Annotated in this window: 24 protein-coding genes; 12 read left to right on the top strand and 12 right to left on the bottom strand. The window is 69.3% G+C overall.

Annotated features, from left to right (window positions below):
- The first annotated feature begins 149 nt into the window (after nt 1-149).
- Both AB0M95_RS32690 and AB0M95_RS32685 read left to right on the top strand, forming a co-directional pair.
- Nucleotides 150-1,292: a ThiF family adenylyltransferase gene (locus AB0M95_RS32690; RefSeq protein WP_363773009.1), complete on the top strand. Its 1,143-nt coding sequence runs from the start codon at nt 150-152 to the stop codon at nt 1,290-1,292.
- Nucleotides 1,289-2,632, top strand: a complete 1,344-nt coding sequence (locus tag AB0M95_RS32685; RefSeq protein ID WP_363773006.1) for an AarF/ABC1/UbiB kinase family protein — start codon at nt 1,289-1,291, stop codon at nt 2,630-2,632. Before AB0M95_RS32690 ends, AB0M95_RS32685 begins: the two co-directional genes overlap by 4 nt.
- A 471-nt stretch (nt 2,633-3,103) precedes the next feature.
- On the opposite strand, the gene AB0M95_RS32680 is transcribed toward AB0M95_RS32685, so the two are convergent.
- The 4 genes from AB0M95_RS32680 to AB0M95_RS32665 all read right to left on the bottom strand — a co-directional run bounded on the left by AB0M95_RS32680 (nt 3,104) and on the right by AB0M95_RS32665 (nt 6,883).
- The gene (locus tag AB0M95_RS32680; RefSeq protein ID WP_358519722.1) at nt 3,104-3,373 is read right to left on the bottom strand and encodes a WhiB family transcriptional regulator; all 270 of its coding nucleotides are present in this window, start codon (nt 3,371-3,373) and stop codon (nt 3,104-3,106) included.
- 124 nt (nt 3,374-3,497) lie between these two features.
- Nucleotides 3,498-3,830, bottom strand: a complete 333-nt coding sequence (locus AB0M95_RS32675; protein WP_363773003.1) for a hypothetical protein — start codon at nt 3,828-3,830, stop codon at nt 3,498-3,500.
- A 117-nt stretch (nt 3,831-3,947) separates the two neighbouring features.
- Nucleotides 3,948-4,820 (bottom strand): acyl-CoA thioesterase II, encoded by an 873-nt coding sequence (locus tag AB0M95_RS32670; RefSeq protein ID WP_363773000.1) that lies wholly within the window; start codon nt 4,818-4,820, stop codon nt 3,948-3,950.
- A complete protein-coding gene (locus tag AB0M95_RS32665) occupies nt 4,817-6,883 on the bottom strand; it encodes an ATP-dependent DNA helicase UvrD2 (RefSeq protein WP_363772997.1) in 2,067 nt (688 codons plus the stop codon). Before AB0M95_RS32665 ends, AB0M95_RS32670 begins: the two co-directional genes overlap by 4 nt.
- A gap of 194 nt (nt 6,884-7,077) precedes the next feature.
- Here AB0M95_RS32665 and AB0M95_RS32660 point away from each other — a divergent pair, with 194 nt between their 5' ends.
- Nucleotides 7,078-8,100: an alpha/beta hydrolase gene (locus AB0M95_RS32660; protein WP_363772994.1), complete on the top strand. Its 1,023-nt coding sequence runs from the start codon at nt 7,078-7,080 to the stop codon at nt 8,098-8,100.
- Between the two features lie 177 nt (nt 8,101-8,277).
- Complete coding sequence (locus tag AB0M95_RS32655) at nt 8,278-8,523, top strand: mycoredoxin (RefSeq protein WP_358519714.1); 246 nt, start codon at nt 8,278-8,280, stop codon at nt 8,521-8,523.
- A 149-nt stretch (nt 8,524-8,672) separates the two neighbouring features.
- Here AB0M95_RS32655 and nudC read toward each other — a convergent pair whose 3' ends face one another.
- Nucleotides 8,673-9,653, bottom strand: a complete 981-nt coding sequence (gene nudC, locus AB0M95_RS32650; protein WP_363773082.1) for an NAD(+) diphosphatase — start codon at nt 9,651-9,653, stop codon at nt 8,673-8,675.
- A 199-nt stretch (nt 9,654-9,852) separates the two neighbouring features.
- On the opposite strand from nudC, the gene AB0M95_RS32645 reads away from it, so the two are divergent.
- Genes AB0M95_RS32645 through AB0M95_RS32630 form a run of 4 tightly spaced genes read left to right on the top strand, consistent with a single transcriptional unit; the run spans nt 9,853 to nt 15,764 of the window.
- Nucleotides 9,853-10,998 carry an ATP-grasp domain-containing protein gene (locus AB0M95_RS32645; protein ID WP_363772991.1) on the top strand — a complete coding sequence of 382 codons (1,146 nt, stop codon included), beginning with the start codon at nt 9,853-9,855 and terminating at the stop codon, nt 10,996-10,998.
- Nucleotides 10,995-12,833, top strand: a complete 1,839-nt coding sequence (locus AB0M95_RS32640) for an IucA/IucC family protein (protein WP_363772988.1) — start codon at nt 10,995-10,997, stop codon at nt 12,831-12,833. The genes AB0M95_RS32645 and AB0M95_RS32640 overlap by 4 nt, the downstream gene beginning before the upstream one ends.
- Nucleotides 12,830-14,608 carry an IucA/IucC family protein gene (locus AB0M95_RS32635; RefSeq protein WP_363772985.1) on the top strand — a complete coding sequence of 593 codons (1,779 nt, stop codon included), beginning with the start codon at nt 12,830-12,832 and terminating at the stop codon, nt 14,606-14,608. Before AB0M95_RS32640 ends, AB0M95_RS32635 begins: the two co-directional genes overlap by 4 nt.
- Before the next feature lie 49 nt (nt 14,609-14,657).
- The gene (locus AB0M95_RS32630; protein ID WP_363772983.1) at nt 14,658-15,764 is read left to right on the top strand and encodes a type III PLP-dependent enzyme; all 1,107 of its coding nucleotides are present in this window, start codon (nt 14,658-14,660) and stop codon (nt 15,762-15,764) included.
- Nucleotides 15,765-15,845: 81 nt separating this feature from the next.
- On the opposite strand, the gene AB0M95_RS32625 is transcribed toward AB0M95_RS32630, so the two are convergent.
- Nucleotides 15,846-16,124: an excisionase family DNA-binding protein gene (locus tag AB0M95_RS32625; RefSeq protein ID WP_363772980.1), complete on the bottom strand. Its 279-nt coding sequence runs from the start codon at nt 16,122-16,124 to the stop codon at nt 15,846-15,848.
- Between the two features lie 89 nt (nt 16,125-16,213).
- Here AB0M95_RS32625 and AB0M95_RS32620 point away from each other — a divergent pair, with 89 nt between their 5' ends.
- Both AB0M95_RS32620 and AB0M95_RS32615 read left to right on the top strand, forming a co-directional pair.
- The gene (locus AB0M95_RS32620; RefSeq protein ID WP_363772977.1) at nt 16,214-16,480 is read left to right on the top strand and encodes a hypothetical protein; all 267 of its coding nucleotides are present in this window, start codon (nt 16,214-16,216) and stop codon (nt 16,478-16,480) included.
- Complete coding sequence (locus AB0M95_RS32615; protein ID WP_363772974.1) at nt 16,467-16,892, top strand: PIN domain-containing protein; 426 nt, start codon at nt 16,467-16,469, stop codon at nt 16,890-16,892. The genes AB0M95_RS32620 and AB0M95_RS32615 overlap by 14 nt, the downstream gene beginning before the upstream one ends.
- Nucleotides 16,893-17,055: 163 nt before the next feature.
- On the opposite strand, the gene AB0M95_RS32610 is transcribed toward AB0M95_RS32615, so the two are convergent.
- The 4 genes from AB0M95_RS32610 to AB0M95_RS32595 all read right to left on the bottom strand — a co-directional run bounded on the left by AB0M95_RS32610 (nt 17,056) and on the right by AB0M95_RS32595 (nt 19,110).
- The gene (locus tag AB0M95_RS32610) at nt 17,056-17,562 is read right to left on the bottom strand and encodes a hypothetical protein (protein ID WP_363772971.1); all 507 of its coding nucleotides are present in this window, start codon (nt 17,560-17,562) and stop codon (nt 17,056-17,058) included.
- A gap of 126 nt (nt 17,563-17,688) precedes the next feature.
- Nucleotides 17,689-18,237: an AAA family ATPase gene (locus AB0M95_RS32605; protein WP_363772968.1), complete on the bottom strand. Its 549-nt coding sequence runs from the start codon at nt 18,235-18,237 to the stop codon at nt 17,689-17,691.
- Entirely contained in the window at nt 18,234-18,410 is a 177-nt protein-coding gene (locus AB0M95_RS32600) for a hypothetical protein (RefSeq protein WP_363772965.1), read from the bottom strand. The genes AB0M95_RS32605 and AB0M95_RS32600 overlap by 4 nt, the downstream gene beginning before the upstream one ends.
- A 13-nt stretch (nt 18,411-18,423) precedes the next feature.
- Entirely contained in the window at nt 18,424-19,110 is a 687-nt protein-coding gene (locus AB0M95_RS32595) for a hypothetical protein (protein ID WP_363772962.1), read from the bottom strand.
- Between the two features lie 1,009 nt (nt 19,111-20,119).
- Here AB0M95_RS32595 and AB0M95_RS32590 point away from each other — a divergent pair.
- A complete protein-coding gene (locus AB0M95_RS32590; RefSeq protein ID WP_363772959.1) occupies nt 20,120-21,424 on the top strand; it encodes a hypothetical protein in 1,305 nt (434 codons plus the stop codon).
- Between the two features lie 141 nt (nt 21,425-21,565).
- Here AB0M95_RS32590 and AB0M95_RS32585 read toward each other — a convergent pair whose 3' ends face one another.
- Nucleotides 21,566-22,714: an AbrB family transcriptional regulator gene (locus AB0M95_RS32585; protein ID WP_363772956.1), complete on the bottom strand. Its 1,149-nt coding sequence runs from the start codon at nt 22,712-22,714 to the stop codon at nt 21,566-21,568.
- Between the two features lie 285 nt (nt 22,715-22,999).
- Nucleotides 23,000-23,515, bottom strand: coding sequence for a hypothetical protein (locus AB0M95_RS32580; protein ID WP_363772953.1), 516 nt, complete (start codon nt 23,513-23,515; stop codon nt 23,000-23,002).
- Between the two features lie 826 nt (nt 23,516-24,341).
- Between AB0M95_RS32580 and AB0M95_RS32575 the strand changes: the two genes are divergently transcribed.
- The coding region (locus tag AB0M95_RS32575) for a glycoside hydrolase family 19 protein (RefSeq protein ID WP_363772951.1) at nt 24,342-25,140 on the top strand (799 nt) is incomplete at its 3' end.

Raw genomic sequence — 25,140 nt, 5'->3', positions numbered from 1 at the left:
CCCCGTTCGCTCAGAGCGTTGCGTTATCCACAAGAGTTAGGGCGGTTCGTGCGCCATCTGTGCAGTTGGGGGGCTATGTACCGCGAGGTTATCCACAGGCGGACGCGATCCCGCCCGGCGGCCGCGGCGGTGTGCCAGGCTTCGCGTTCGTGACCTCCTCCCACGCCCCCAGCGCGCCCTCCCCCTCCCCCCGGCGGCCGGTCCGCGAGCCCGTCCGGCCCCGGCTCAAGCCGGCGCTGCGCCGCCTCGACCGCGACGACCGCACGTTGCAACTCGGCGTCAACCCGCTGCGCGCAGTGGTGCTCGCCGACCTCGACCCCCGCATGCGCGACTTCGTCGAGAGCCTCGACGGCACCCGCACGCTCGACGAGCTGATCGCGCGCGGCGGTCTCGACGAGCCCACCGTCCGCGCGATGGTGCGCCTGCTCGACGAGCGCGGCCTGCTCGACGACGCCTCCGCGCGGCCCGAGTCGCTGCGCGGCCTGACCACCGCCGAACGCGACAGGCTGGGCCCTGATCTCGACGCCCTCTCGCTGTCCACGGCCGACGCCGGTGACGGCGGGCTGACCGCGCTCGAACGCCGCCGCCGGGCGCACATCCGGGTGTACGGCGCGGGGCGCGTCGGGGCCCAGATCATCGTCCTGCTCGCCGCGTCCGGCATCGGCCACCTGTGCGTGGTCGACCCGGGCCCGGCGCGACCGGCGGACGTCGTCCCCGGCGGCCTGTCCTTCGCGGAGGTCGGGCAGACCCGGCAGGACGCCGCCGTGTCGGCCGCCCGCCGGGTGGCGCCGAGCGTCAACGCCTGGACGGGCCGGACGGCCTCTCAGCTGTCCGACGGCGCCCGGCGGCCCGACCTGGTCGTGCTGGCGCCGGTCGGCCCGCTCGACGGCCTGCTGCCGCGTGAGCTGGTGTCGCTGGGCATCCCCCATTTGCTGGTGAGCGCCGGCGAGGGGGTCGGCTCGGTGGGCCCGCTGGTGATCCCGGGGCGCACTCCATGCCTGTGCTGTCTCGACCTGATCCGCCGCGACCGCGACCCGGCGTGGCCCGTGGTCGGAGCCGGTCTGGGCGGCTTCCCGGCGGGTGAGATCGCGTGCGACACCGTGCTGTCAACGCTGGTCGCGGCCCAGGCGACGGGGTACGCGGTGGGTTCTGTCGACGGACTGGAGGCCGATGTGACGAACAGCACAGTCGACGTATTGCCTGATCTGCGTTGGAAAAAACGGAGCTGGAGCACTCACCCGCAATGTCGTTGTAGTCGAAACGACTTGAGTCCGTTAACAATGGTCGCGTGAGTGAGTTCCCCCAACATGCCGTGACGCGTTCCGCCAAGCTGGCGACGCTCCCTTTGGGGTTCGCCGGCCGCACCGCCCTCGGGCTGGGCAAACGCATCGGCGGGAAGTCCGCCGAGATCGTCGCCCAGGAGATCCAGCAGCGCACCTCCGAGCAGATCTTCCGGGTCCTCGGGGAGCTCAAGGGCGGCGCGATGAAGCTCGGCCAGGCTCTCTCGATCTTCGAGGCGGCGCTCCCGCCGGAGATCGCCGGTCCCTACCGCGCGACGCTGACCAAACTGCAGGACGCGGCGCCGCCGCTGCCGGTCTCGGCCGTCCACGCCGTCCTCACCGAGCAGCTCGGCGACGGCTGGCGCGAGCACTTCGCCGAGTTCGACGACACACCCGCCGCCGCCGCGTCGATCGGCCAGGTGCACCGGGCCGTCTGGCATGACGGGCGGCAGGTGGCCGTCAAGATCCAGTATCCGGGGGCGGGCAAGGCGCTGCTGTCGGACTTCAACCAGCTCGCCCGCCTGGGCAAGCTTTTCGGCGCCCTGTTGCCGGGGCTGGACATCAAGGCCATGCTCGGCGAGTTGCGCGCACGCGTCGCCGAGGAGCTCGACTACCTGCGCGAGGCCGAGGCCCAGCACGCGTTCGCCACCGCCTACCACGGCGACCCCGACTTCCTCGTGCCGGACGTCGTCGCCGCCAACGAGCAGATCCTCGTGACGGAGTGGATGGACGGCACCCCGCTGTCCCGCATCATCAAGGACGGCACCAAGGAGCAGCGCGACCGCGCAGGGCTGCTGTTCGTGCGCTTCCTGTTCAGCTCCCCCGCCCGCGCGGGGATGCTGCACGCCGATCCGCACCCGGGCAACTTCCGGGTGCTGCCCGACGGCCGCCTCGGCGTGCTCGACTTCGGCGCCGTCAACCGCATGCCGGACGGCTACCCCGAGGTGTTCGGCACGCTGACGCGCATCTTCAACAACGGGGACATGAGAACCGTCGTTCAGGGCCTGCGCGACGAAGGGTTCATCCGGCCGCACATCGAGGTCGACGAGGAGGCGCTGCGCGCGTTCCTCGCCCCGTACGTCGAGCCGACGTCGGTGGAGGAGTTCACCTTCAGCCGCGAGTGGCTCCAGCGGCAGATGGCCACCGTGACCGACCTGCGCCCGAACAACGTCGTGCGCCAGCTCAACCTCCCGCCGTCCTATGTGCTGATCCACCGGGTGCACGCGGCGGGCGTCGGCGTGCTGTGCCAGCTCGGCACCACGGCGCGTTTCCGGGACGAGGCCGTCCGCTGGGTCCCGGGCTTCGCCGACGAGGGCCCGGACGACCGGCCGACGGCCCTGGCCGCCTCCTGAGCCCCGCCCTCACCACCACCTGAACTCTGGCCTGACCACCTCCAGAGCCGCCTCATCACCCCTTTCGGATCCCGTCGTCGCCGGGATGTGAACGGTCCGGGAAATGCCGAAGGGGCGATCCGGATGGCCGGATCGCCCCTTCCGATGTGATCACCGCGGACAAGGGGAGGTGGTGCACCCCCGGCGGGGATGGCGGCTCTGCTCGGCCGCGCTACCCTGCCGGAGGTCACGCCATGCGGGCAAGGACCCGGTGCAACCGCGTGGACGCGCGCTCGGCCCGCTCACGGGCCCGGCGGAGGCGCTGAACCCGGCTGGCGAGCCGTTGGTTCTCCGCCTCCTGGTGGAGCGTTCGTATTCGGTCAAACACCAGTTCTTCATACATATACGGCATCTCGGCGCCCCAGATTCGAGTGGCATTCATCAGACTGTTCCCTTTCGGTTTGAATGGTTCGGATGGACTTGCGAGGTGTTTCAGGCTGCGACCGGGGTCTTACGCGGACGCCCCCGGGGCCTCTTGCGAGGAACGACGGTCCCGCGGAGGACCAGCTCGCCTCCCCAGACTCCCCACGGCTCCTCGCGCTCCAGCGCGCGGTCCAGGCAGGACTTCCGGATCGGGCAGCCCCCGCAGAGGGCCTTGGCGAACTCGACGTCCTCAGGGGACTCGGCGAACCACAGGTCGGGGTCGGTACGACACGGGATATCGGCTTCGTCGACCAGGTCCATGGTCGTCGTTACCGCCATCAGCGTCACCTTTCTGTCTGACTATCGGTTTTTGGTTGGTTACCTCATCGGTGGTGATCGGCGGCGGACAACAAGAAGGCCGCGGATCCCGGTGCGGATCCGCGGCCTGGAGGCTCTCAGCCGGTCAGTAACTGACCGGCTGCCTCCAGGGTGGCGGACCTTGCACCCCACCAGTGGCGGTGCTCGTGGTCTGCGGGTCGCCGGCCCGACGGCCGAAAGCAGCCGGAAGGTCGGAAACCGTGGCGGAAATGCGGTAGGCGAAGGCGCCCATGCCCTGCTGAGCCTGGATGCGGGCAGTCTTCTCCTGCCGGAGTTTTGCTGCGGGCGCCGCGGCAAGGCCGAGGACCTCGGGCGCGAACGGAACGGCGAAACGCCTGCCGTGCATGGCCGGAACGACGGCGTCGTCGGCGCGCAGGGAAGCGACCCACTGCTGGGCAGTCGTCGAGATCAGCTTCACTGGGGTCACCTCCCAATCGAGTGTGAGAAGAGGGCCGGACAGGGATCGTCCGACCGGCTTGTGCATGACTCTAAACGTGGATCAGTGAACCGGGCAACACATTTTCTACCTGCGATTTCACGGATTCGAGACACGGATCATGCACTCCTGCACGACCGAGACCGCGAGCTCTCCTGAGGGGGTGAACATCTGTCCCTGGGCCAGTCCGCGCGCGCCTCCGGACCACGGCGACTCCTGCGCGTACAGGACCCAATCGTCCACCCGGAGGGGGCGGTGGAACCACATGGCGTGGTCGAGTGAGGCGCCGGTGACGTTCGATGCGCCCCACGCGAGGCCGTGGGCGAGCAGCACGGTGTCGACGAGGGTGTAGTCGGAGGCGTAGGCGGCGAGCACGACGTGCAGCAGCGGGTCGTCGGGCAGGTCGGCGTCGTAGCGGAACCACACCCGCGTCTCCGAGCCGCGCAGCGAGGGGTCGCCGACGGCCTCCCAGGTGAGCGGGGTGGCGTACCGGGCGTCGACCGGGCGGGGCCTGGACAGCCAGTCGCGCCACGGCTGGACGTCGCCCACCAGGTCGCGCATGCGGTCTTGGAAGGGCTGCAGGGTCTCGGGCGCGGGCACGTGCGGCATCACGGACGCCTGGTGCGAGACGCCCTCCTCGGCGATGTGGAAGGACGCCGACATCGTGAAGATCGCCTTGCCGTGCTGTATCGCGACCACCCGCCGCGTCGTGAACGACCGCCCGTCGCGCACGCGCTCGACGTTGTAGACGATCGGGACGGCGGGGTCGCCGGGCCGGATGAAGTACGCGTGCAGGGAGTGCACCGCGCGGTCGGAGGGCACCGTGCGCCCCGCCGCGACGAGCGCCTGGGCGGCCACCTGCCCGCCGAAGACCCTCTGTATGTGCTCCTCCGGGCTGCGGCCCCGGAAGATGTCCCGCTCGATCTGCTCCAGGTCGAGCAGGTCGAGGACCTCCTTGAGCGCCTCGTTCACGTGGCTTCCCCTCCGCGGCAGATTTCCAGTACGGCCTCGCCGTACCGCTCAAGCTTGACGCGGCCGATGCCGGCGATCGCGAGCAGGCCTTCGTCCGTGGTGGGCACCCGCTCGGCCATTGCCTGGAGCGTAACGTCTGTGAACACGACATATGACGGCAACTTCGCCTCTTTCGCCACGGACGCACGCCAGGCCTTGAGGCGTTCCAGCAGCTCCTGGTCGTAGTCGGCGGGACAGGTCGCGCACCGGCCGAGCTTCTGCTCGGCGGCGGCGGTGAGGGTCTTGGCGCACACGCGGCAGTGGATCGGCGCCGGGACGCGGGACCGGCCGACGCGCTGCCCGACGGAGACGGTGGGGCGGCTCGCGGCGGGGGTGAGGCCGGTCAGCCCGTCCAGGAAACGCGAGGGCCGCCGCGCCTTGCGCCCGCCCGGCGACCGGGCCAGCGCCCACGACAGGTGGAGGTGCGCGCGGGCACGCGTGACGCCGACGTACAGAAGGCGGCGTTCCTCCTCGAGCTGGTCCAGGGTCTCGGCGTAGACGATGGGGAGCATGCCGTCGGTGAGGCCGACCAGGAAGACGGCGTCCCACTCCAGGCCCTTCGCGGCGTGCAGGGACGCCAGCGTCACGCCCTCGACCGGCGGCGCGTGCTGCTCGGTGGCCCGGCGCTCCAGCTCGTCCACGAAGCGCCGCAGGTCGCCGCCCTCGGCCGCGATGTCCTCGGAGAGGTCGGCCAGGGCCTTCAGCGACTCCCAGCGCTCGCGGGCGGTGCCGCCCCCCGGCGCCTCGGGGGTGAGGCCGATGCCGGAGAGGATGTCGTGGACGGTGCGGGCGAGGGGCTCGTCGCCGCCGGCCGAGCGGGCGGCTCCCCGCAGCAGGACGACGGCCTGGCGCACCTCGGGCCGCTCGAAGAACCGCTCGGCGCCGCGTAGCAGGTAGGGCACCCCCGCCTGCGCCAGCGCCTGCTCGTACGCCTCCGACTGGGCGTTGACGCGGTACAGCACCGCGATCTCGCGTGCGGGCACGCCCCCGGCGACGAGCTCCTTGACCCGCCGCGCCACCAGCGCCGCCTCGGCCGCCTCGTCGTCGCACTCGGCGAAGGCCGGCTTCGGGCCGTCGGGACGCTGCGCGACCAGCTCCAGCCGGTGCGGGGTGCGGGCCTTGGCGAGCACGGCGTTGGCCAGGCCGACGACCTGCGGCGTCGAGCGGTAGTCGCGCACGAGCTTGATCACCGCGGCGGACGGGTGCTCGACGGCGAAGTTGGTGAGGTAGCGGGGGGTCGCGCCGCTGAAGGAGTAGATGGTCTGGTTCGGGTCGCCGACCACGCAGACGTCGTCCCGCCCGCCGAGCCAGGTGTCCAGCAGGAGCTTCTGCAGCGGGTTGACGTCCTGGTACTCGTCCACGACGAAGTAGCGGTACTGGCGGCGGATCTGGCTCGCCACCTCGTCGTGCTCGGTCATCACCGCGGCGGTGAGCTCCAGGATCGTCTCGAAGTCGACGAGGTGGCGCCCGCGCCGGAGCGTCTCGTACGCCTCGTACAGGCGCGCGACCTCCTCCGGGGGGATCGGCGGCGTGCGGCCGGCCTTGGCGGCGAGGGCCGGGTAGTCCTCGGGGGTGATCTGGGTGACCTTGGCCCATTCGAGCTCGGCGGCGACGTCGCGCAGCTCGCCGCGGTCGGTGGTGCCGCGCCGCAGCTCCCGGGCGGCCTCGATGAGCAGCGGCAGCTTCGACTCGATCACGCGGGGCGGGTCGCCGCCGATGACGCGCGGCCAGAAGTACGTGAGCTGGCGCAGCGCGGCCGCGTGGAACGTGCGCGCCTGCACGCCGTGGACGCCGAGGGAGCGCAGCCGCTGTTTGAGCTCGCCCGCAGCCCGGGTCGTGAAGGTCACGGCCAGTACGCTCTGCGCGTCCACCACGCCGGTCGCGACGGCGTGCGCGACGCGGTGGGTGATCGCGCGGGTCTTGCCCGTGCCCGCGCCGGCGAGCACGCACACCGGGCCCCGCACGGCCTCGGCCACCTCGCGCTGCTCCGGATCGAGCCCGGCCAGGGTGTCCTCGCGCTCCAAGGGGGCCTCCTAGTGTGCGGTGCGGACGGCGCTGGCATCATCCTTCCAGCAGCGCGCCCCGCGCGTCGCGCCGCCCGCGTGAGTACACAGCCTTCTCACGGGCACCAGACGTGCGCGACCGCACCGATGTGCCCCAGAATGGGGGGGCCATGATCTCGGGGAAGGGAAAGAGGCCAGTGAGAAGAACGGTGTCGGTGGGTGCGCTCGCTCTGGCGGCCGTCCTCCTCGCGCCGGCGGCCGTGTCTCCGGCGGCGGCGGTGAGCGCGCCGACCCCCACGCCCACGCCGAGCCCCACGGCGACGCCCTCCCCGTCCCCCTCGCAGAGCCGGCCCCCGGCGCAGGACCCGCTCGCGTTGACCGTGAAGCGCACCTTCTCCTATGGGACCAAGGCAAGCCAGCGCATGGACGCGTGGTGGCAGCCGGACGGCGTGCGCAGGCCCGCGGTGTTCGTCCTGCACGGCGGCTGGTGGAGCGGCGGCGACAAGAAGTACATGACCTCGGTCACCAAGTCGTACGCCGAGATGGGCTACACGGTCTTCAACCTCAACTACCGGCTGTCCTCGGAGGCCGCCTGGCCCGCCCAGCGCAGAGACACGCTGGCGGCCATCGCGCTGGCCCGCAAGCACGCCGACTACTTCTCCTTCGACGCCAATCGGTACGTCATCGTCGGCTTCTCGGCGGGCGGCCACATCGCGACCTCCGTCGGCACCTACAAGGACGGCGTCCCGGGGCTGCGGGGCGTCGTCGGCATCTCGCCGGTGGTCTCGCCGCTGACGGCCTACTCCGACGGGGACGAGGGCGCCACCTTCGACCAGCGCAAGCTGCGCCAGTCGGCCATCGCGCTCGCGGGCGGCTGCCTTCCCACGGGCCGCTGTGCGCGGGTCTGGTCCAGCATGGAGGTGCCCTGGCACGCGAGCGCGCACGACGCGCCGGTGCTCAGTGTGCACTCCGCGGACGAGTTCGTGCCCGCCTACCAGAGCGAACTGCTGAAGCAGCAGCTCGCGCAGGTGGGGGTCCCCATGGAGATCCGGGTCATGCCGGGCTACTACCACAGCAGCCCGCTCTACCGGGAGCCGGGCGTGGCCGAGGGCGTTCAGGAGTGGATCGCCGGCAAGCTGGGGCAGCCCGCTCCGACGATGCCGGGCCGTTCGGGGGCGGCGGCGAGCGACCTGTCGTCGCTGCGCAAGGTCGCGGTGCGCAAGCCCACCGCCCACTAGACCGCCGCGCACTAGACCGCCGCCGCCCGCGGTAAGGCGCTCGCGCGTCCGCCGAGGTAACGCCGTGCGGCGGAGCCGGGTGCGGGAGGTGGCGCGGGCCGGGAACACGAGCGATGCTCACGGTGTTGCGACCTAATGGCCGAACGCCGATCTGGGGACGTGAAGGGAAATCACGCTATGGCGCTGAAGGTGTACACCACCAGTTGGTGTGGTCCGTGTAAGCGGCTGAAGAGCCAGCTTACGCGGGAAGGCATCGCCTTCCAGGAGATCAACATCGAGACCGATCCCTCGGCCGCGAGGTTCGTGGAGAGCGTCAACGGCGGCAACCAGCTCGTCCCCACCGTGGTGCTGGAGGACGGCACCGCGCTGGCGAACCCCTCCGTGATCCAGCTCAAGGGGCTGCTCTCCGGCTCCGGCGCCTGACGCGGGCCTCGTCCGCCGCCCGGCGGGCGCTGACAGAACGTCGGTGAACCGGCGACCGGGACCTTCCGGTCGCCGGTTTCGTCGTCCCGGCGCATTCGCGTCGTCTTCGTCTTCGTCGCCGCGCCGGCGTCACCGGTCGCCGGGCCGGGTCACCAGTCGCCGGGCAGCGGCGAGCCGTACCACGTCTCGATGAGGCGGCGGGCGATCGAGACCCCGGGCGGCAGGCGGACCTCGCCGTTCTCGACGGCGACCCCGAGCTCGGCCCGGGTCAGCCACATCGCCTCGGCGATCTCCTCGGGGTCGAGGACGAGCTCGGTGGACGTCGCCTCGGCGAAGAAGCCCAGCATCAGGCTGCGCGGGAACGGCCACGGCTGGCTGCCGAGGTAGCGGGGAGTGGCGACCGTGACGCCGACCTCCTCCAGGACCTCGCGCGCGACGGCCTGCTCCAGCGACTCGCCAGGTTCGACGAAACCCGCCAGCACCGAGAACCGCCCCTCGGGCCACTGCGGCCCCCGGGCGAGCAGGCAGCGGTCGTCGCCGTCGTGGACGAGCATGATCACGGCGGGGTCGACGCGGGGGAAGTGCTGGCTTCCGTCCTTCGGGCAGACCCGCATGTGGCCGCCGGAGCTGACGTTGGTGACGCTGCCGCACCGCGGGCAGCGCTCGTGGGTGGTGTGCCAGGCCTCCAGGGCCACGGCGTTGACCAGCAGCCCGGCGTCGCGGTCGCCGAGCGCGGCGCCCGCCCTGTGCAGGCCCTCGGACGCGACATCGGCCCAGTCGGGCGTGTCCTGGACGGCCTCGGCGACCTCGGTGCCCGGGGGAAGGGCGTGCGCGACGGGCAGGGGAAGCGGGCCGTCGGCGGCGACGGCGAAGTAGGCGATGCCCTCGGGGTCGACGCCGAGCAGGTAGCGCTCGCCTGCGGGGGCCTCCCGGGGAGAGAGGAAGACGAGCTCGGCCGTGCCGTCGTGCCGGCGGATCAGCGTGTTGCCGTCGTGGACGAGGAGGACCCGGGTGGCGGGATCGTCCCAGGCGGACTTCAGCCAGGCTTCGTCATTACGATGATTCGCCGATCTGTCGACGCCTCCCCGCGCGAGTAGTAGCGGCCCGAGCAGGCCCTCGCTCTGCGGGATCTCTCTCACGTCGCCTCCTCCCAGCGACTGCCCATCTTATGCCGCCGTATTAGGCCCACCGAAATATGGGTTATCCACATGGCGGACAATTCAGACATTTTCGGTGATTAGCATGTGAGGCAACGAGGTGGTTCCCCGGACGGCTAAGATCGGCAGAGTTAGGTTAGCCTTACCTGATTCCATCTCCGGGGGTGCCTGCGTGCGGCTGTATCTGACCACGCTCAATCCGACCGACTCGGTCACCCGTGGATTCCTGCCCGCCGCCCGCGCCCTGGGATGCGAGGTGACGATCCTCACCGACCAGCCGGAACGCTACCCCGGCGCCGAGACCCTGCGCACCGATGTCCGCGACGCCCGCGACGTGATCGACACGATCGCCCGCCATCACCGGCCCGACGCGATCTTCTCCAACTCCGACCACATCCAGCCCGAGACCGCGCTCGCCGCGGCCTATTTCGGGCTGCCCGGCAAGGACTGGCGGGCCTGCCTCACGGCCAAGAACAAGGCCCTCACCCGGCGCGCCCTCGCCGACGCGGGCGTGGAGGTCGTCCGATCCGCACGGCTCGTCCCCGGCGACCCGCCACCCCGCGACCTCGCGTACCCGGTCGTCGTGAAGCCGCGCGAGGGCGTCGCGAGCGAGGACGTCGTCCTGGCCCGCGACGACGAGGAACTGTCCCGGGCCGAAGCCGCGATCCGCGCGCGCAGGCCGGACGCGACGCTGGTCGCCGAGGAGTACCTGGAAGGCGAGCTGCGGACGATGGAGACGCTCGGCGACGGGCGCGAGGTGCGCGTGCTCGGCGGGTTCCGCACCACGCTCGGCCCGCTGCCGCACTTCGTGGAGGAACGGCTCGACTGGGACCCGGTGGCGGACGCGCACGTCCTGCGGGCGCTCGGCGCGATCGGTGCCGGGTTCGGCGCGTGCCACACCGAGTACGTCCTGACCGCCGCCGGGCCGCGCGTCATCGAGGTGAACTACCGGCTCATCGGCGACACCTGCGACTTCCTGATGGCCGAGATCCTCGGGATCCCGCTGCACGAGCAGATCCTGCGCGCCCACTTCGGCGAGCCCGTCCCCGCGCCGCCGCGCGTCCACGGGCACGGGGCCGCGGTCAGCCTGGTCGCGGACCGCTCCGGGACGATCAAGGAGGGGCCGGGAGACGTCGCCGAGGACACCAGGGGTGTGCGGCTGCGCCACCGGGCCCTGCGCGCGCCCGGCGAGGTCGTCGAGCTGACCAACACCAACCGCGACTACCTCGGCATCGTCCGGGCGGCCGGGCCCGACCGGCATGCCGTCGAGCGCGCGATCGACGGCTTCCGCGCCCGCCACCCGTGGGTGATCGAGTGACCGGCGCCGAGCGCCATCTCGCCGCCCGCGTCCTGTCCGCGCTGCTGCGCGAGGACTACGGCGGGCTCGCCTCCCGCATGACCCGCGACAAGGACGGCGTCCGGCTCGCCCTCGCCTCCGGGAGGGCGGTGCGGCTCGCGCCGGGGCTGCTGTACCAGGACTTCGTGTGCGCTCCCGAGGATGGGCTGACGCTCGGGGAGGTGCTCGGGACGCTCGCCGAGGTCGCCGGGCCGCAGGACTCCGGCGGGGTGGCCGCCTTCGGCGAGGAGTGCCGGGCGGCGCTGCGCGGCCACGAGTGGCTCGACGCCCGCCGCGACGAGGTGCTGACCCGCCTGGCACGCCTCTGGAACGGCGCCGGCCGCCCCGGCGCCTCGGGCGGCGACATGGCGAGCACGGCGGACCCGGGCACCCGTGGCGGCGCGGATGCCGGGGGCGGCGCCGGCTCACGGGATGACGCGGGCTCCGGGGACGGCGAGCGGAGCATCGTGTACGAGTCGCTGGCCGCCTTCGCCGAGCACCCCGTCTACCCCACCTCGCGTGCGCGGCTCGGCCTCGCGGAGGCGGACGCGGTGGCCTTCGCCCCCGAGTTCGCGCCGGCCTTCCGGCTCCACTGGGCGCGGGTGCCCCGGGAACGGGTGACCGGCGCCGGCGATCCGCCCGGCGCGTGGCCGCGCCATCCGCCCAGGTCCGACCCGTCCGGCGCGTGGCCATCCGAGCCGCTCGACGCGTGGCCGTCCGGCCCTTCCGACGGGTGGCCGTCCGACCCCGCGTACGCGCTGTTCCCCGTCCACCCGCTCACCGTTCCGGTGGTGAGCGGCATTCCCGGCGTGACCGTCTTCGACCGGCCGTACCTGACGGCGCGCCCCACCCTGTCGATGCGCACCGTCCAGGTCGGCCCGCGCACCCACCTCAAGCTTCCGCTGCCCATCAGCACGCTCGGCGCGCGCAACCGCCGGTCGATCAAACCGGGGACGCTCGGCGACGGCGCGCGGGCCGAGCTGCTGCTGCGCGAGGTGCTGCGCCGGGAGCCGGACCTGGACGTCGTCCTCGCCGACGAGCAGACCTACGCCCACGCCGGGCACGAGTACCTCGGCTGGATGGCCCGCCGCCTGCCCGCGGGCGAGATCGTCCCGGTCGCCGCCCTGCTCGCGCCTTCGCCGCTCACGGGTGTGCCGTCCCCGGAACTGGCCGTCCTGTCGCCCGTCGTCGACCACGCCCACGCCCGCCCGCCCGTGCCGCGCGTGCTCGACCACGTGGCCGCACGGCACGCCGGAGGGGACGTCGCCGGGCTGCTGGCCGGCTACCTGCGGCTGCTGTTCGCCTGGAACGTCCGGCTGTTGGTGACCTACGGCATCGCGCTGGAGGCGCACCAGCAGAACCTCGCGCTGGTCTTCACGGAGCCGGGCACGCCGCCACGGCTGCTGGTGAAGGACAACGACGGGATTCTCGCCTCGCCCGACCGCCTGCGCGCGGCGGGCCTCGCCGTCCCCCGGTTCACCGACCCGCGCGTGCTGACCGACGATCCGCACGCGCTCGCCGACGTGTTCGTGACCATAACCCTGCACCTGGCCGCCGCGGCGGTGGCCTTCGGCGCCGGGTACGGCGAACTCGTCGCCGACGCCCTGGAGCAGGCCCTCGCCGAGCACAGAGGGCACCCGATGGCACGGCTGCTGCGCGCGCGCACCCTCGACGCGGCCCGGCTCGTCGGCAAGTCGATGGTGACCGCCGGGACACTCGCCGACCGCGGACGCGTCGCCGCCGACGTCAACAAGCACTACGGCACCAGCGGCCCCAACTACCTGCGTCACCACCACCGCAGAAAGGCATCCCAATGAACCGCGCCGCGCTGGACTCCCCCGCCGGCTTCACGGAGGACGACGGCACGCGGCACGTCACGTACGCGGCGGACGTCATGACGGCCGACGTGCACGATGCGGACGACGCGGACGACGCGGACGACGCGGCGGAGACCATGGCGGAGCGGGAGTCGCTCGCCGCGCTGCTGCGCTGCTGCCTGCGCGAAATCGCGGGCCCGCGCGGCCAGGTGTGGGCGGCGGGCCCGTACCTCACGTTCCGCCTCGGCGGAAGCCTGCTCCGCGTCCGCGCCTCGGGCGGCCCGGCGCTGCGCTTCGAGGGACCCGCCCAACGCCTGGAGCATGGCGCGTGGCGCGCGCTCTCCCTGGAGCACCTCGTACGACTCGTCGAAACAGAGCTGAGCGCCGAGCCGGACGCGTACACCGGCACGGGAACCGCGGTGAACGAGGAGTTCGCCGGGCAGGTCGCCGGGAGCCGGGCGGCCATGGCGGTGCTGGTGCGGGCGCGGGCCGGGGCCGTCGCGCCGGAGGATCCGTGGCTGGCGTCGGAGCAGGCGCTGGTGTTCGGGCACCCGTTCCATCCGTCGCCGAAGGCGCGCGGCGGGGAGGGCTGGGAGCGGTACGCGCCCGAGGCGCACGCGTCCTTCCCGCTGCGACTGCTGGGCGTGCGGGAGGACGTGCTGGCCTCCGGGGGCGAGCCCGGGGTGATGGACGCGCTGGGCGAGGCTCCGGCGGGGTACGTCCTGCTTCCTGCGCATCCGTGGCAGCTCGACCTGCTCGGCGCGGAGCCGGCAGGCCCGCTCGCGGACGGGCGGCTGCTGGATCTCGGGGACGCCGCAGGGCTCGCGATCCCCACCTCGTCCGTACGGACGGTGTACGAGCCGCGTATCGGGAAATGTCTGAAATTCAGCTTGAACGTCCGAATCACCAACTGTGTGCGAAAGAACGCCTGGTACGAGCTGGCGGCCGCCTCGGAGCTGAGCGGCCGCCTCGAACCGGTCTTCGCGGATCTCGCCGGGCGGTTCCCAGGGACGCGGTGGCTGGCCGAGCCCGGTTACCGCTCCGCGGTGCTCGGCACGCGCCTGCTGGAGGGCCTCGGCGTGATCGTCCGCGACAGCCCGTGGGAGGTCGTCGGGCCGGGCATCACACCCATGCTGGCGGGAGCACTCGCCGTCCCCGGCCACGGCGCCGGCGACCAGGCCGGGCGGGTGGCGGGGGCGATGGCGCACGATCCGGTCGGCTGGTTCGGGGCTTATATCGGGCATGTAGCGATACCGGTCTTCGATGCCTATTTCCGCCACGGCGTCGTGCTGGAGCCCCATCTTCAGAACGTGCTCGTGGGCATCGCCGCCGACGGCCTGCCGATTGAGGCCATATTTCGGGATCTGGAAGGGACAAAACTGGTCATCGGACGCCACGACGTCTCCGACCTGCCGGACCTGGTCGCCGGCGCGGCCAGTTATGACGCCACGCGAGGCTGGAATCGCGTGGTCTACTGCATCATGGTCAACCATCTCCCCGAGATCGCGGCCACGGTCGCGCGGACGGCGGCGCACACCGACGCCCCCACGAAGACACACGACGCGGACGAGCTCCTTCGCGGGCTCTGGGCCGAGGCGGGCGTACGCATCGCCCGGTACGCCGCCGAGATCGGCGACCCGCTCCCCTTGTCCGACCTTCTCGCCGGAGCGCCCTTGCCGGCCAAGGCCAACCTCACCGCCCGGTGGGCCCGCTCCGCCGACCGGGACGCCGGATACGTCCCGATATCCAATCCCTTCGCGGAGGTCTCCGGGTGACCGCGCACCGGCCCGCCCCGGCCGCCGTCGACCACGAGGAGGTGGACGCGTGATCGTCCCCGAGACCGTGCGCGAGCGCGCCGTCCGGCTCGCCGACGCCCTGCCCGCCTACGTCTACGACCTCGCGGCCCTGGACCGGCACGCGGCCTCCATACGGCGGGCGCTGCCCGGCATCGAGCTGTACTACGCGGTCAAGGCCAACCCGGACCCGGCGCTGCTGCACGTGCTGGCCCCGTACGCGGACGGCTTCGAGGTCTCGTCCATCGGCGAGGTCGCCCACGTGCGGTCGATCCTGCCGGACGCCCGGCTGGCCCTCGGCGGCCCCGGCAAGACCGACGACGAGCTGGCCCTCGACGTCCACCGCATGCACGTCGAGAGCCCGAACGAGCTGCGCCGGCTGATCGACGTCGGCGGGCCGGTGGACGCCCTGCTCCGGGTCAACCTCGACATCCCCGTCCAGGGCGCGTCGCTGACGATGGGCGGCGGCGCCACCCCCTTCGGCATGGACCCGGACGACGTCCTCGAATGCCTGGAGCTGGTACGGGGGCAGAACCGGGTGCGGCTGCGCGGAATCCACGCCCACCTCGCCAGCGGCCTGGACGCCCCCGCGTTGCTCGGACTGGCTGAGGCCGTCCTCGGCTTCGGCCGGGAACTGGAGGCGGCCGAGATCAACCTCGGCGGCGGCATGGCCGTGTCGTACCACGCCCCCGAGGACCTGTTCGACTGGAAAGCGTACGGCGCGGGCCTCTGCGAGCTGCGGGCGCCGGGCGAGACGCTGCGCATCGAACCCGGACGGGCCCTGACCGCCTACTGCGGCTGGTACCTCACCCGGGTGATCGACGTGAAGCGCGTGCACGGCGAGGTGTTCGCCGTGGTCAGCGGCGGCACCCACCACCTGCGCACCCCTGCCGCCAAGGGCCACGACCACCCCTTCGCCGTCCTGCCGGTGGGCCGCACGGGCCCCGGCGTGACCGACGAGCCGGTCACCCTGGCCGGCCAGCTCTGCACCCCGAAGGACGTCTTCGCCCGCCGCGTCGTCACCACGATCAACGTCGGCGACATCGTGGCCTTCGCCATGGCCGGCGCCTACGCCTGGACCATCTCCCACCACGACTTCCTCATGCACCCCAAACCCGCCTTCCACTACCTGACCTAAGCCGCCGGAGCGAACCCACGGACCCCAGCACGGCCCAGTACAAGAACGACGTCCCGGGCCACCGGCGAAGCTGCTCGGGGACTAGTAAGGAAGGTCTGCCTGCTCGGCGATCTCCATGATCCTGCGACGCCCTTCGGCACGACGCTCCCGCCGAGCCTGGAACTCCAGAACATCTGGCAGGCGCACCACACGATGCCCGCTCCCGGGGAGTTTCCACGAAGGAATCTCCCCTTCGTCCAGCAACCGGCTGACATAAGGCTGGGACAGCGCCAAGGGCCTGGCCACATCTCTCGGCGTCAGGCGGATCTTGTCCTGCATCAAACCAGCCCGAACAATGGCGACGAAGCCGACAATGGCCACACTCCTTGATGGCGAGCTTAACGCTTTGCACCCGATACGATACTCAGGGCGACCGTGCCGTATCGGGTGCCGTTGATTACCGTGGAGGGGTGATCGAGGTGAGTTTGCGTCTGACTGAAGATCTCAAATATCGGATCACCGAGGCCGCTCGACGGCGCCACATGTCCGATGAGGAGTACATGCGGAGCGCGATCGAACGGTCGCTTCGTGATGATTCGACACCTCCGCCCATGCGCCCGCGCCCCCGACTCCCGCTGTTCCGTAGCGGTGATCCGACAATCGCCGAGCGGGTCGACGACCTGCTCGCGGAAGGATTCGGACAGGACGGCCCCGGGCCCGACCATGATCGTCCTTGACACCAGTGGCCTTTGGGCGGCAATAGATGCGGATCAACCGCAACATGTGGCAACCAAACGGGTACTACTTCGAGATTCAGGCCCTTTTCTGCTCTCGCCGTTCGTACTCGCGGAACTTGACTATCTGCTCCTAACCCGGCAGGGCATCGATCGAGAATGTGACTTTCTCCGCGATGTCGCTGCGGGAGCCTACGAACTGGTGCCGATCACCAACGAGGACGTCGGACGCACCCTGTTCGTTGTGGAGCAGTACCGTGACCTCGCGGTGGGGGTAACCGACGCCTCAGTGGCACTCCTCGCCGCGAAGTATCGGACCACACGACTACTGACCCTTGATCAGCGACACTTCCGGTCGATGAAACCTTTGTGGGGCGACACCTTCACGATTCTCCCTGCGGACGAGCCGAACTGAATGTGAGTTCGCTGCTGTGTCCGCGAACACGGTTCCTCGGACTGGCGGGGAGAACCAGCCCCCGCACCGAAGTCTCCCCCGTCACCGGCTGACCGATCGGCCCGGCCCGGGTACCGGTGGCCTCCCCACCGGTACCCGGCCGTTCGGCCCATGGGCGGCCGCGTCAGTTCGCGCGGGTGTGGTGGGCGGTCCAGTTCACGGTCCAGGTCAGGCCGTCGTCGTAGGAGAAGCTCTGCCGCCAGCGCGCGCCTTCCTGGCCGAGGTCGTCCCAGTCCCATTTCACGTGAACCTTCTCGCCGTCGATGGTCTCGACGCCGAAGAACTCGCCGTGCTTTCCGGTGAAACGTCCTTCCATGGGGTTCTCGTCGAGCAGGCCCGGCGTCCGGGGAGAGATCCACCAGATGCGCCAGTTGCCCGTCCGCGCGTCGAACAGCCGCAGCGTCATGGCCTCGACGCGCTCCCCGGACGGCGGCATGGCGGGGGCGATGAACGGCTCGACGTTGCCCAGGCCGCCGAGCACGGGCTCGCAGTTCAGGGACGAGTCGAATTCGACCCACGTCGTGCACGCCCGGTCGAGGACGTTCTCCAGCTTGCGATTGCGCGTGTTCCACCGGCCGTGGAAGAAGTCGAAGTCGTGACGGCCGTCGGCGGCGCTCGTGTTCTCTGACATGGCGGGAAGGCTAGGACGGGTTCCCTGACATCTAGCGTCAGTGAATCCGGCCTCTTTCATCCCGCTGGCGCAATCATGATTCCCCTCCGTCAGCGGGAGCACGGTTCTCGTCCTGCCGGGCCAGGGTCACGGCGTGGGCAGGTGCCGGTGGACGAAGGCCACGCGCGTCGCGACATCGGCCCTGGGCAGGGTGAGCAGCTCGTAGCCGTGGCGTGTGTAGGCGTCCACGACAGCGGCGTGGGTGCGGACGGCCTCGTCGAAGTCCTGCTCGCGTTCGAGGTCGTGGACGTAGATCTCCGGCCAGGGCGGGGCGACGAAGACGCGGCGGTGGTAGCGGAACATGTCCGCCGCGGCCGTGACGTGGGCAGGGACAGGACGGCCGAGAAGCAGGTGGTAGCCCACGATGTCGGGGACGCCCCGGTCGAAGAAGACCGTGCCGGTATGAGCGCGGGCGTGGTGGTGAGAGCGCATCTCCCAGGCGAGCATGATCTCGGCGAAGAGGGCCGAATCGGCCTGGTGCAGGGCACGCCCGCCGATGGCCGTCTGGTCCTGGATGATCGCCCGGCCCGCCTCGGCGACACAGGCGAAACCGGCGTCGCCCAACGCCTGGATCAGCGTCGTCTTCCCAGCGCCGGGGCCACCGGTGACCACGACGAACTGTGCAGGTGTGCTCATGGTGATCGTCGCCTAACTTCGCGGACCGTCAGGTCGTCTGAGGGGTTTCCGGGGCGGGTTTGGTCGCCACGGCGTACCGCGTCGAGACACTCGGCTATCGCGTCCCGGTTGCGGGTCAGGCAGGTGACGCGTTCGGTCATCCGGTCGCGTTCGCGTTCGAGCGTGGCGATCATTTTCGGGGCCCTCCTACGGCGACTCCACAGGTGCCGGAGAGCGCCGTCGTCGCTCCACGAGGAGAAAGCGGACGACGATGAAGCCGATACTCGCGGCAGCCGCCGTCCATACGATCGTCTTCCCGATGGTCTGGACCACCTCGTTCCTGCCGGGCAGGAGCACGACCATCTGTACGGCCGCGCCGACCGGCACGGTCAATCTCGCGAGCAAACCGATCGCTCCCGGTCGCTTGACGCATGTACCAACGGCACCCAGGGGCGCTCCGAGGACGACACTGGCGACCCACCACAGGGGCGGTTCGGACTCGTACCAGGGGAACTGCCCGCCGCCACGGATGGTGTCCACGATGCTGTAGGCGGCTGTGGCCGCAAGCAGGGCCAGTGCACCAGCGGCAGCGCCCTCCAGCGCCAGTACTGCGGGACGGCTCTCCCTGGCGCGTGTGACCAGCCACCCCACTGCGACCGCCAAACCCGCCCAAGCCCAGCCGGAGTCGAGCAGCACGCTCACGATTTCCGCGACTGACCACCCGCTGGTGGTATAAGAACGGCTTTCAAGGTCGGCGTAGCTTTCGGAGAGGGCGTTCACGAGGGAGGTCGCCGCGCCGAATCCCGCTCCGACCGTCAGGGCGCTCACCAGGATCTCCACGGGACGGGTCACACGCGAGCGGTCCTGACCGCCATGCCGCTGATTGTTAGTCACGATACCTTCCTACCGTCAAGATCGTGATTTGTACGGCGAATGTTCCATGCGATCAAAAGACTGGCCGTATATGGCCGTTGGTGACCTATCCGTACGGCACCCGACTAACCCCGGGTGGAACGGCGGCCAGGGTCGGCTACGGGCGGGCGGCGACTGTTTTACATTGAGTTACGCAATTCTCCGCTGCGATGGTTATGGCCGGTGCTGGCCGTCATCGATCTTGCAGGCATTTTCGGACGGCAGCTTACCGGGTATGGGTGTGGCCGCATCGTGAGCATTATGGCCGGCAGTCTGAACAGTGCGACGAAGTCCACAGAGGCGGCGGCTTCTCGGTGTTCGAGACAGGCCCGTCGTATTCACGTCGGCGCACTCGCGCTCTCAGTGATCGCTCTGATGGCATTTACCGATACTGTAATATATTCGGACGAGGTCGCGATGAGGTCCATCCGTGCCCTACTCGTCTGATTGGGTGTCCCTGCTATCGGGCAGGTCGTTCGACTGGACGCTCCCTTGGATATTTCCTGTGGCGTCGGTATTCCCGCTTACCTGCTACGGCCTTGGGGGCGGCCGAGTTGGTGGGAGTGGGGCGAACAGCCTGCTGCCAATTTTTCTCCATGGGCTCTCGCGGCGGTCAGTCTTGCCTTGGGCTCCTTGGCGGTGACATTGACTCGATAAAGGTATGGGCTTCCGAAGGGGGCCCGTCGGTACAACACGCGAGGCCCACGTCAGTTGATGCTGTGGGGGCAAGACCAGCCACGGGCATGTCTCGGCGGCACCATGCATCTCGTCAGTCACCGGAGGCCTCGTCAGTCTGGGAAGGATCTGCCCGTACATGCGATTATTACGCCAGCACTGGCTATTTACGATATTTCTGGCTCTGGCCATCGCGCTTCGTGCTCTGATCTTGCTTGGGTACTCTGTCATCTGGTTCAAAGACTCCTTCGAATATGTTGGGGTGGCTCAGCGTATGCAACCGTACGCGGTCCGCCCCAGCGGATACTCTCTATTCTTGTGGCTGCTGAAGCCCTTACACAGTTTCATCTTCGTGACCCTCGTTCAGCATTTAATGGGTCTCGCGATGGGTGTGATGGTTTATGCGCTGGCCCGTCGCCGGGCGAGCGGTCTACGCAGGGAGTGGGCCGCTTTGGCGGCCGCCCCCGTTCTGCTCGATGTTTATCAGATGTTCTTTGAGCACACTATTCTGAGCGATGTTTTATTCTCGTTCCTGGTGACGACGGCGGTGACGGTCCTCTTGTGGAGGGCGAGCCCCTCGCTGGGCGGCGTCGCAGTGGCCGGCGGATTGTTGGCCGCAGCGTCTATTACTCGATCCATCGGATTGGCCCTGCTGCCGATACTTGCTTACTACCTGTTTCGCTCCGGTTGGCGTCTGTTATGTGTGGCCTTGATAACTGTTCTACTCCCTCTTGGCGGTTATTCTTTTTGGTACGCATCATGGCACGGGACCTTTGGTTTGAACGGTGGAAGCGGAGTGTGGTTGTGGGCTCGGACCATGCCGTTCGCGGACTGCGACAGGATTCGTCCGTCCGGGGACGAGGCACTACTCTGTCCTACACAGCCCTTGGGTCGCCGCCCGGCGTCTCCCTATTTCATCTGGTCGGACTGGTCGCCTCTTAGGCGTGTGCCCGGATACACCATCTCTGCGCGGGCCGACCTGTTCCAGCCCGGACTGAACAAGTTATCCGGCGATTTCGCCGTCCATGCCATTTTGAGCCAGCCCGTCGACTACCTGGGAACGGTACTAAAAGACTTAAATCAAACGCTAAATTGGAAGCGGGGACCCAATCCGGTCCGGTCGTTGATCGGGTTCAATCGTTACGCTTTTCCCAACGTTGCCGATCCGCTTCCCGATGAAGTGAGAATCCCCGGCGCCACGATTCATCAGGATCTGACGGCTTATGAGCAAGGTGGTGTCAGTACGACCTTCCATGAGCCGGCGGCGTCGATCATGCGCGGCTATCAGGGCTATTTTTTCGCGCCTGGGACGTTTCTTGGTGTTCTTGCCATCGGCGCGTGTTGTCTTTATGTACGGGTGCGCATGTCCGGTGCGGGACGGCAGGCGGTGAGGAAGGCCGTATTACCGCTGGGTGTTGCGCTCGCCCTGATCGTAGGTCCGATTGCTGTGACGTCCTACGACAGTAGATACTGGTTGCCTGCCATTCCAATGCTTTGTGTCGCCCTTGCTCTGGCCCTTGACGCCGGTACCACTTCTCTGGGGTGGCGGCAGCTCTTGTTGCCTAGCGGGTCCGGTCGTAATACTCGCCACAAGGTGGCGACCCGGGCTGAGGCTTCCTGAGGCGTCGCGGTGAGATGGGCGGTCGGTCGCCCTCGGCCCGGCCTTGGGTGATAGCGATACAGGACGTTGAAGGGGTCCTGGTCCCCCGTCACCGTTCTCGTCTTGCCGTCCCTCGCCACGATCGGGTGGGTAAGTCGCGATCTAACAGCGGGATCGGTGGTACCGGAGCAGGGCCAGGCCGCTGAGGCGGATGACCAAGGGGGCCATGAGGACCATGGCGAACAGACGGAGGCTCTGCACGCTGGAGATGAGCGGAACGTCGGCGTGGGTGGCGACGGCCGTGGCGAGGACGGCGTTGATGCCGCCGGGGGTGGTGGCGAGGTAGGCGTCGGCGAAGGGGATGCGCTCCATCGTGGCGAGCAGCCACGCCAGGGCGCCGCAGGCGACGCTGATCGCGACCGTGCAGCAGGCGGCGAGCGGCAGCAGGCGGCCCACGCGGGCCAGGGATGACCGGGTGAAGCGCAGGCCGATGTCCAGGCCCACGATCGTGAACAGGACGGTGCGCAGGGAGCCGGTCGGCGCGAAGTCCCCCAGGACGCCGCTGGCGGTGAGGGCGGCGGTCAGCAGCATCGGGCCGAGGAGCGCGGGGCTCGGCAGGCGTACGGCGCGACCGGCCAGGACGCCGACGACCGCGACGGCGGCCAGCAGCGCCAGCCCGGCGCCTTGGTGGGCGTTGGCGACGACCGGTCCGAGCTCGCCGTCGGTGTCCGGCAGGGCGCCCATGACCGCGTGCGGGTTGAGCAGCCAGTTCACCAGGATGGGGGCGGTCGCGGCGACCATCACGACGCGCAGGTACTGCAGGAAGGCGACCACGCGGCTGTCGGCGTCGAGATCGCGGGCGGTGGAGACGACGGCCGCCGAACCGCCGGCGACCATGCCGAGCGTGGCGCTGGCCCGGTCAATGTGGCCCATGCGCGTGAGGACGGCGGCGGCGCCCAGGCTCAGCAGGATGGTGGCGCCGGTGACGAGGGCCAGGGGGAGCACGGACCCGGCCGCCTGGTGCAGGCTCGCCGGGTTGAGATAACTGCCCATGAGGACGCCGAGCCCCGCCTGGCAAGCGGAGTTGAGCCCGGCGGGAACGCGGTGCACGATCAGGCCCGCCACCGCGAGGACCAGCCCGATCAGCAGCGGGGCCAGAAGGTGAGCGGCGGGGAGCACCGGTTCGGCGAGTTCACCGGCGGCGACCGCGGCCAAGATCAAAACCGGCCAGCCCGCCCTTCGCCACCGGCCGCCGGAGCCGAACAGAGACGACATGAGCCTCGAGCCCAGCCCCCCGAGGGTTCTGTCCACACCGCCACGCTATTGACAATGGCCGACCGCCCCTCTACACCGCACCGAGCCTGTCCCGACCCTTTGCCGAACCATTCCGCGCCGCGCGAGCGGTACCTGCCCGGCCGTTATGATCATCGCCTGTGCGCGCCGGACGTGTGCGGTCAGGCGTCCAGCGAAGAAGCAGGTCCGGCGGGTTCCGTCACGGTTCTACTTCGGCGAGAAGGGCCCGGGGGTATGGGCCTATCGGGGATGAGCAATCTATGCGGCCGACCGTGGTAGCCGGGGCAGGTTCTGGAGTTGCGCTTAGAAGTCGTCGATGATCTTTGCGTCGGCCGGAAGGCCAAAGGCTTTGCGGGCCTCAGCACGGATTGTCTCTATGGGCACTTCCATCCCTCCTTCAGTGATCTTAAGCACCCCCTCTTCTGTGAACATTTTTCGCAGCGTGGGTAAATAGCGCGCGCCCTCCTCGGGATCCTCAAGTGAGACGAGCCGAGGAGTGCCGTTGCGTATTTCCATGCGAGCTATCTGAGGGACCGAAAAACCCGTACCCTCTACCATGGCATTGCCTTTTCGAGCCAGCTCGTGACATTGAGAGTCCACGCCCACGAGGTACGTGGATCCGTCAGTTCTGAGCTCGATCATCTGCACCGAACAGAAAGTTCGCGGCATGAGCTCCGGGTGCTCATTCGCCAAATATTTTGATTCCAGATGCGAAGGATCCTCTTCTAAGTATTTTTCTATGGCGCCGAGCAGAGCTCGTCGTACGCTCTCGTTTACCGGCTCGGACGACCGTGACCCGTTCTCGCTCGACGGCTTCACAGTGGGAGTGGAATGATCTCGTGCAGCTTGAGAGGAGCAACTGACCCCGAATACAAGAGCGACTAAAGCAAGGGAGACGCGAGATGCTCCGCGCACAAAATCACGAACCGGCATTATGCTCCTCTGCCGGGTCAGGGCCATTAGATCCTACACTGCCTATCCTGCCTGACGGGGACTTTCAGAATTCCGTTGCGCACTCCGCTAAGGGCTGCATACACCCTATGACTTGATGAATTCCCATCAATGAGCACCCTGCATTATTAGATGGCTCTTCGTAATTCGCCGGGCTCGGGTTGCCGGTTGATCGCGTTGGGCGATCTCGTGTGGTGACGGTAGGTCACCGGGGGGAAGCGAAGGGGGTCGGGGATCACAGCCATTCGGGTGCATGGGCTGGGGCCGGTCACGCTGGTGGTGCTTAAGCGGCGCCGACGCTGTGAGGTGCGGTGGTGCGAGCGGGCCTCGTTCACCAAGCAGGTGCCGATCGCGCGGGGTGCCCGGATGAGCGGGGCGTTGCGCGACCAGATGGCCGTCGAGATCGGCGACCGGTGCAGGTGTGGTCATGGAGCTGGTTCCTTCCGGTCCGGGGGGATGGAGGTCCCGCCCGACGCCCCCGATTCGGCATGCCCGGAAGCTTTGCGATAGAGCGAATTGCGGAGAAGGTTCGCTCAAACGGGCTTGCCAGATCTTGACGATCGTCAGGGGATCCGGTTGATTTGCCTCAGTCCTGCGACTGATACCTCGAAGAGAGGTATGGGGGGTCGTGACCGGGATCAGTCCTGTTCTCAATAAGCGCGGAACCACGGAGACCGCGCCAAGGAGTGATCAAGTGTCAAGACTGCGCTTTGTGGCGACCTTCGTCGCGCTGGTGGTGGCGGGGGCGTTGGCCGTCATCCTGCCGATGTCGCCGGCGTCCGCGGCGGTGTGCGCCACCCCCTGGTCGTCCTCCGAGGCCTACACCGGCGGGATGACCGCGTCCTACAGCGGCCACAACTGGCAGGCCAAGTGGTGGACGCAGAACGAGACGCCCGGCAACGCCGACGTCTGGGCCGACCAGGGCACCTGCACGGGAGACGACGGCGATCCGACCGGGACCTTGGCGGCCGCATCATGCAACTATCCGAACTGGGTCGCCGGCCGCAACTACGTCACCGGCGACATCGTCAAGTACACCAACGGGCTGTACTACCAGGCCACCCATGACAACCCGGGCTACGACCCGACGATCAGCACGTGGTTCTGGTCGCCGTACACCTGCACCGGCGGCTCGACCCCGCCCTCCGGCGGCGGAGGGTTCGTGGTGAGCGAGGCCCAGTTCAAGCAGATGTTCCCGAGCCGGAACTCGTTCTACACCTACAGCGGCCTCGTCGCGGCGCTCAGTTCCTACCCATCGTTCGCCAAGACCGGCAGTGACACCGTCCGCAAGCGAGAGGCGGCGGCGTTCCTGGCCAACGTGAACCACGAAACCGGCGGGCTGGTGTACGTCGTCGAGCAGAACACGGCGAACTACTCGCACTACTGCGACGCGAAACGGCCCTACGGCTGCCCGGCCGGCCAGGCCGCGTACTACGGCCGCGGCCCGATCCAGCTGAGCTGGAACTTCAACTACAAGGCCGCGGGCGACGCGC

The organism is Sphaerisporangium sp. NPDC051017 (genome assembly GCF_040683095.1).
Classification (GTDB): Bacteria; Actinomycetota; Actinomycetes; order Streptosporangiales; family Streptosporangiaceae; genus Sphaerisporangium.
The sequence above is the reverse complement of the archived record's forward strand: the minus strand, read 5'-3'. Positions and strand labels throughout refer to the sequence as shown.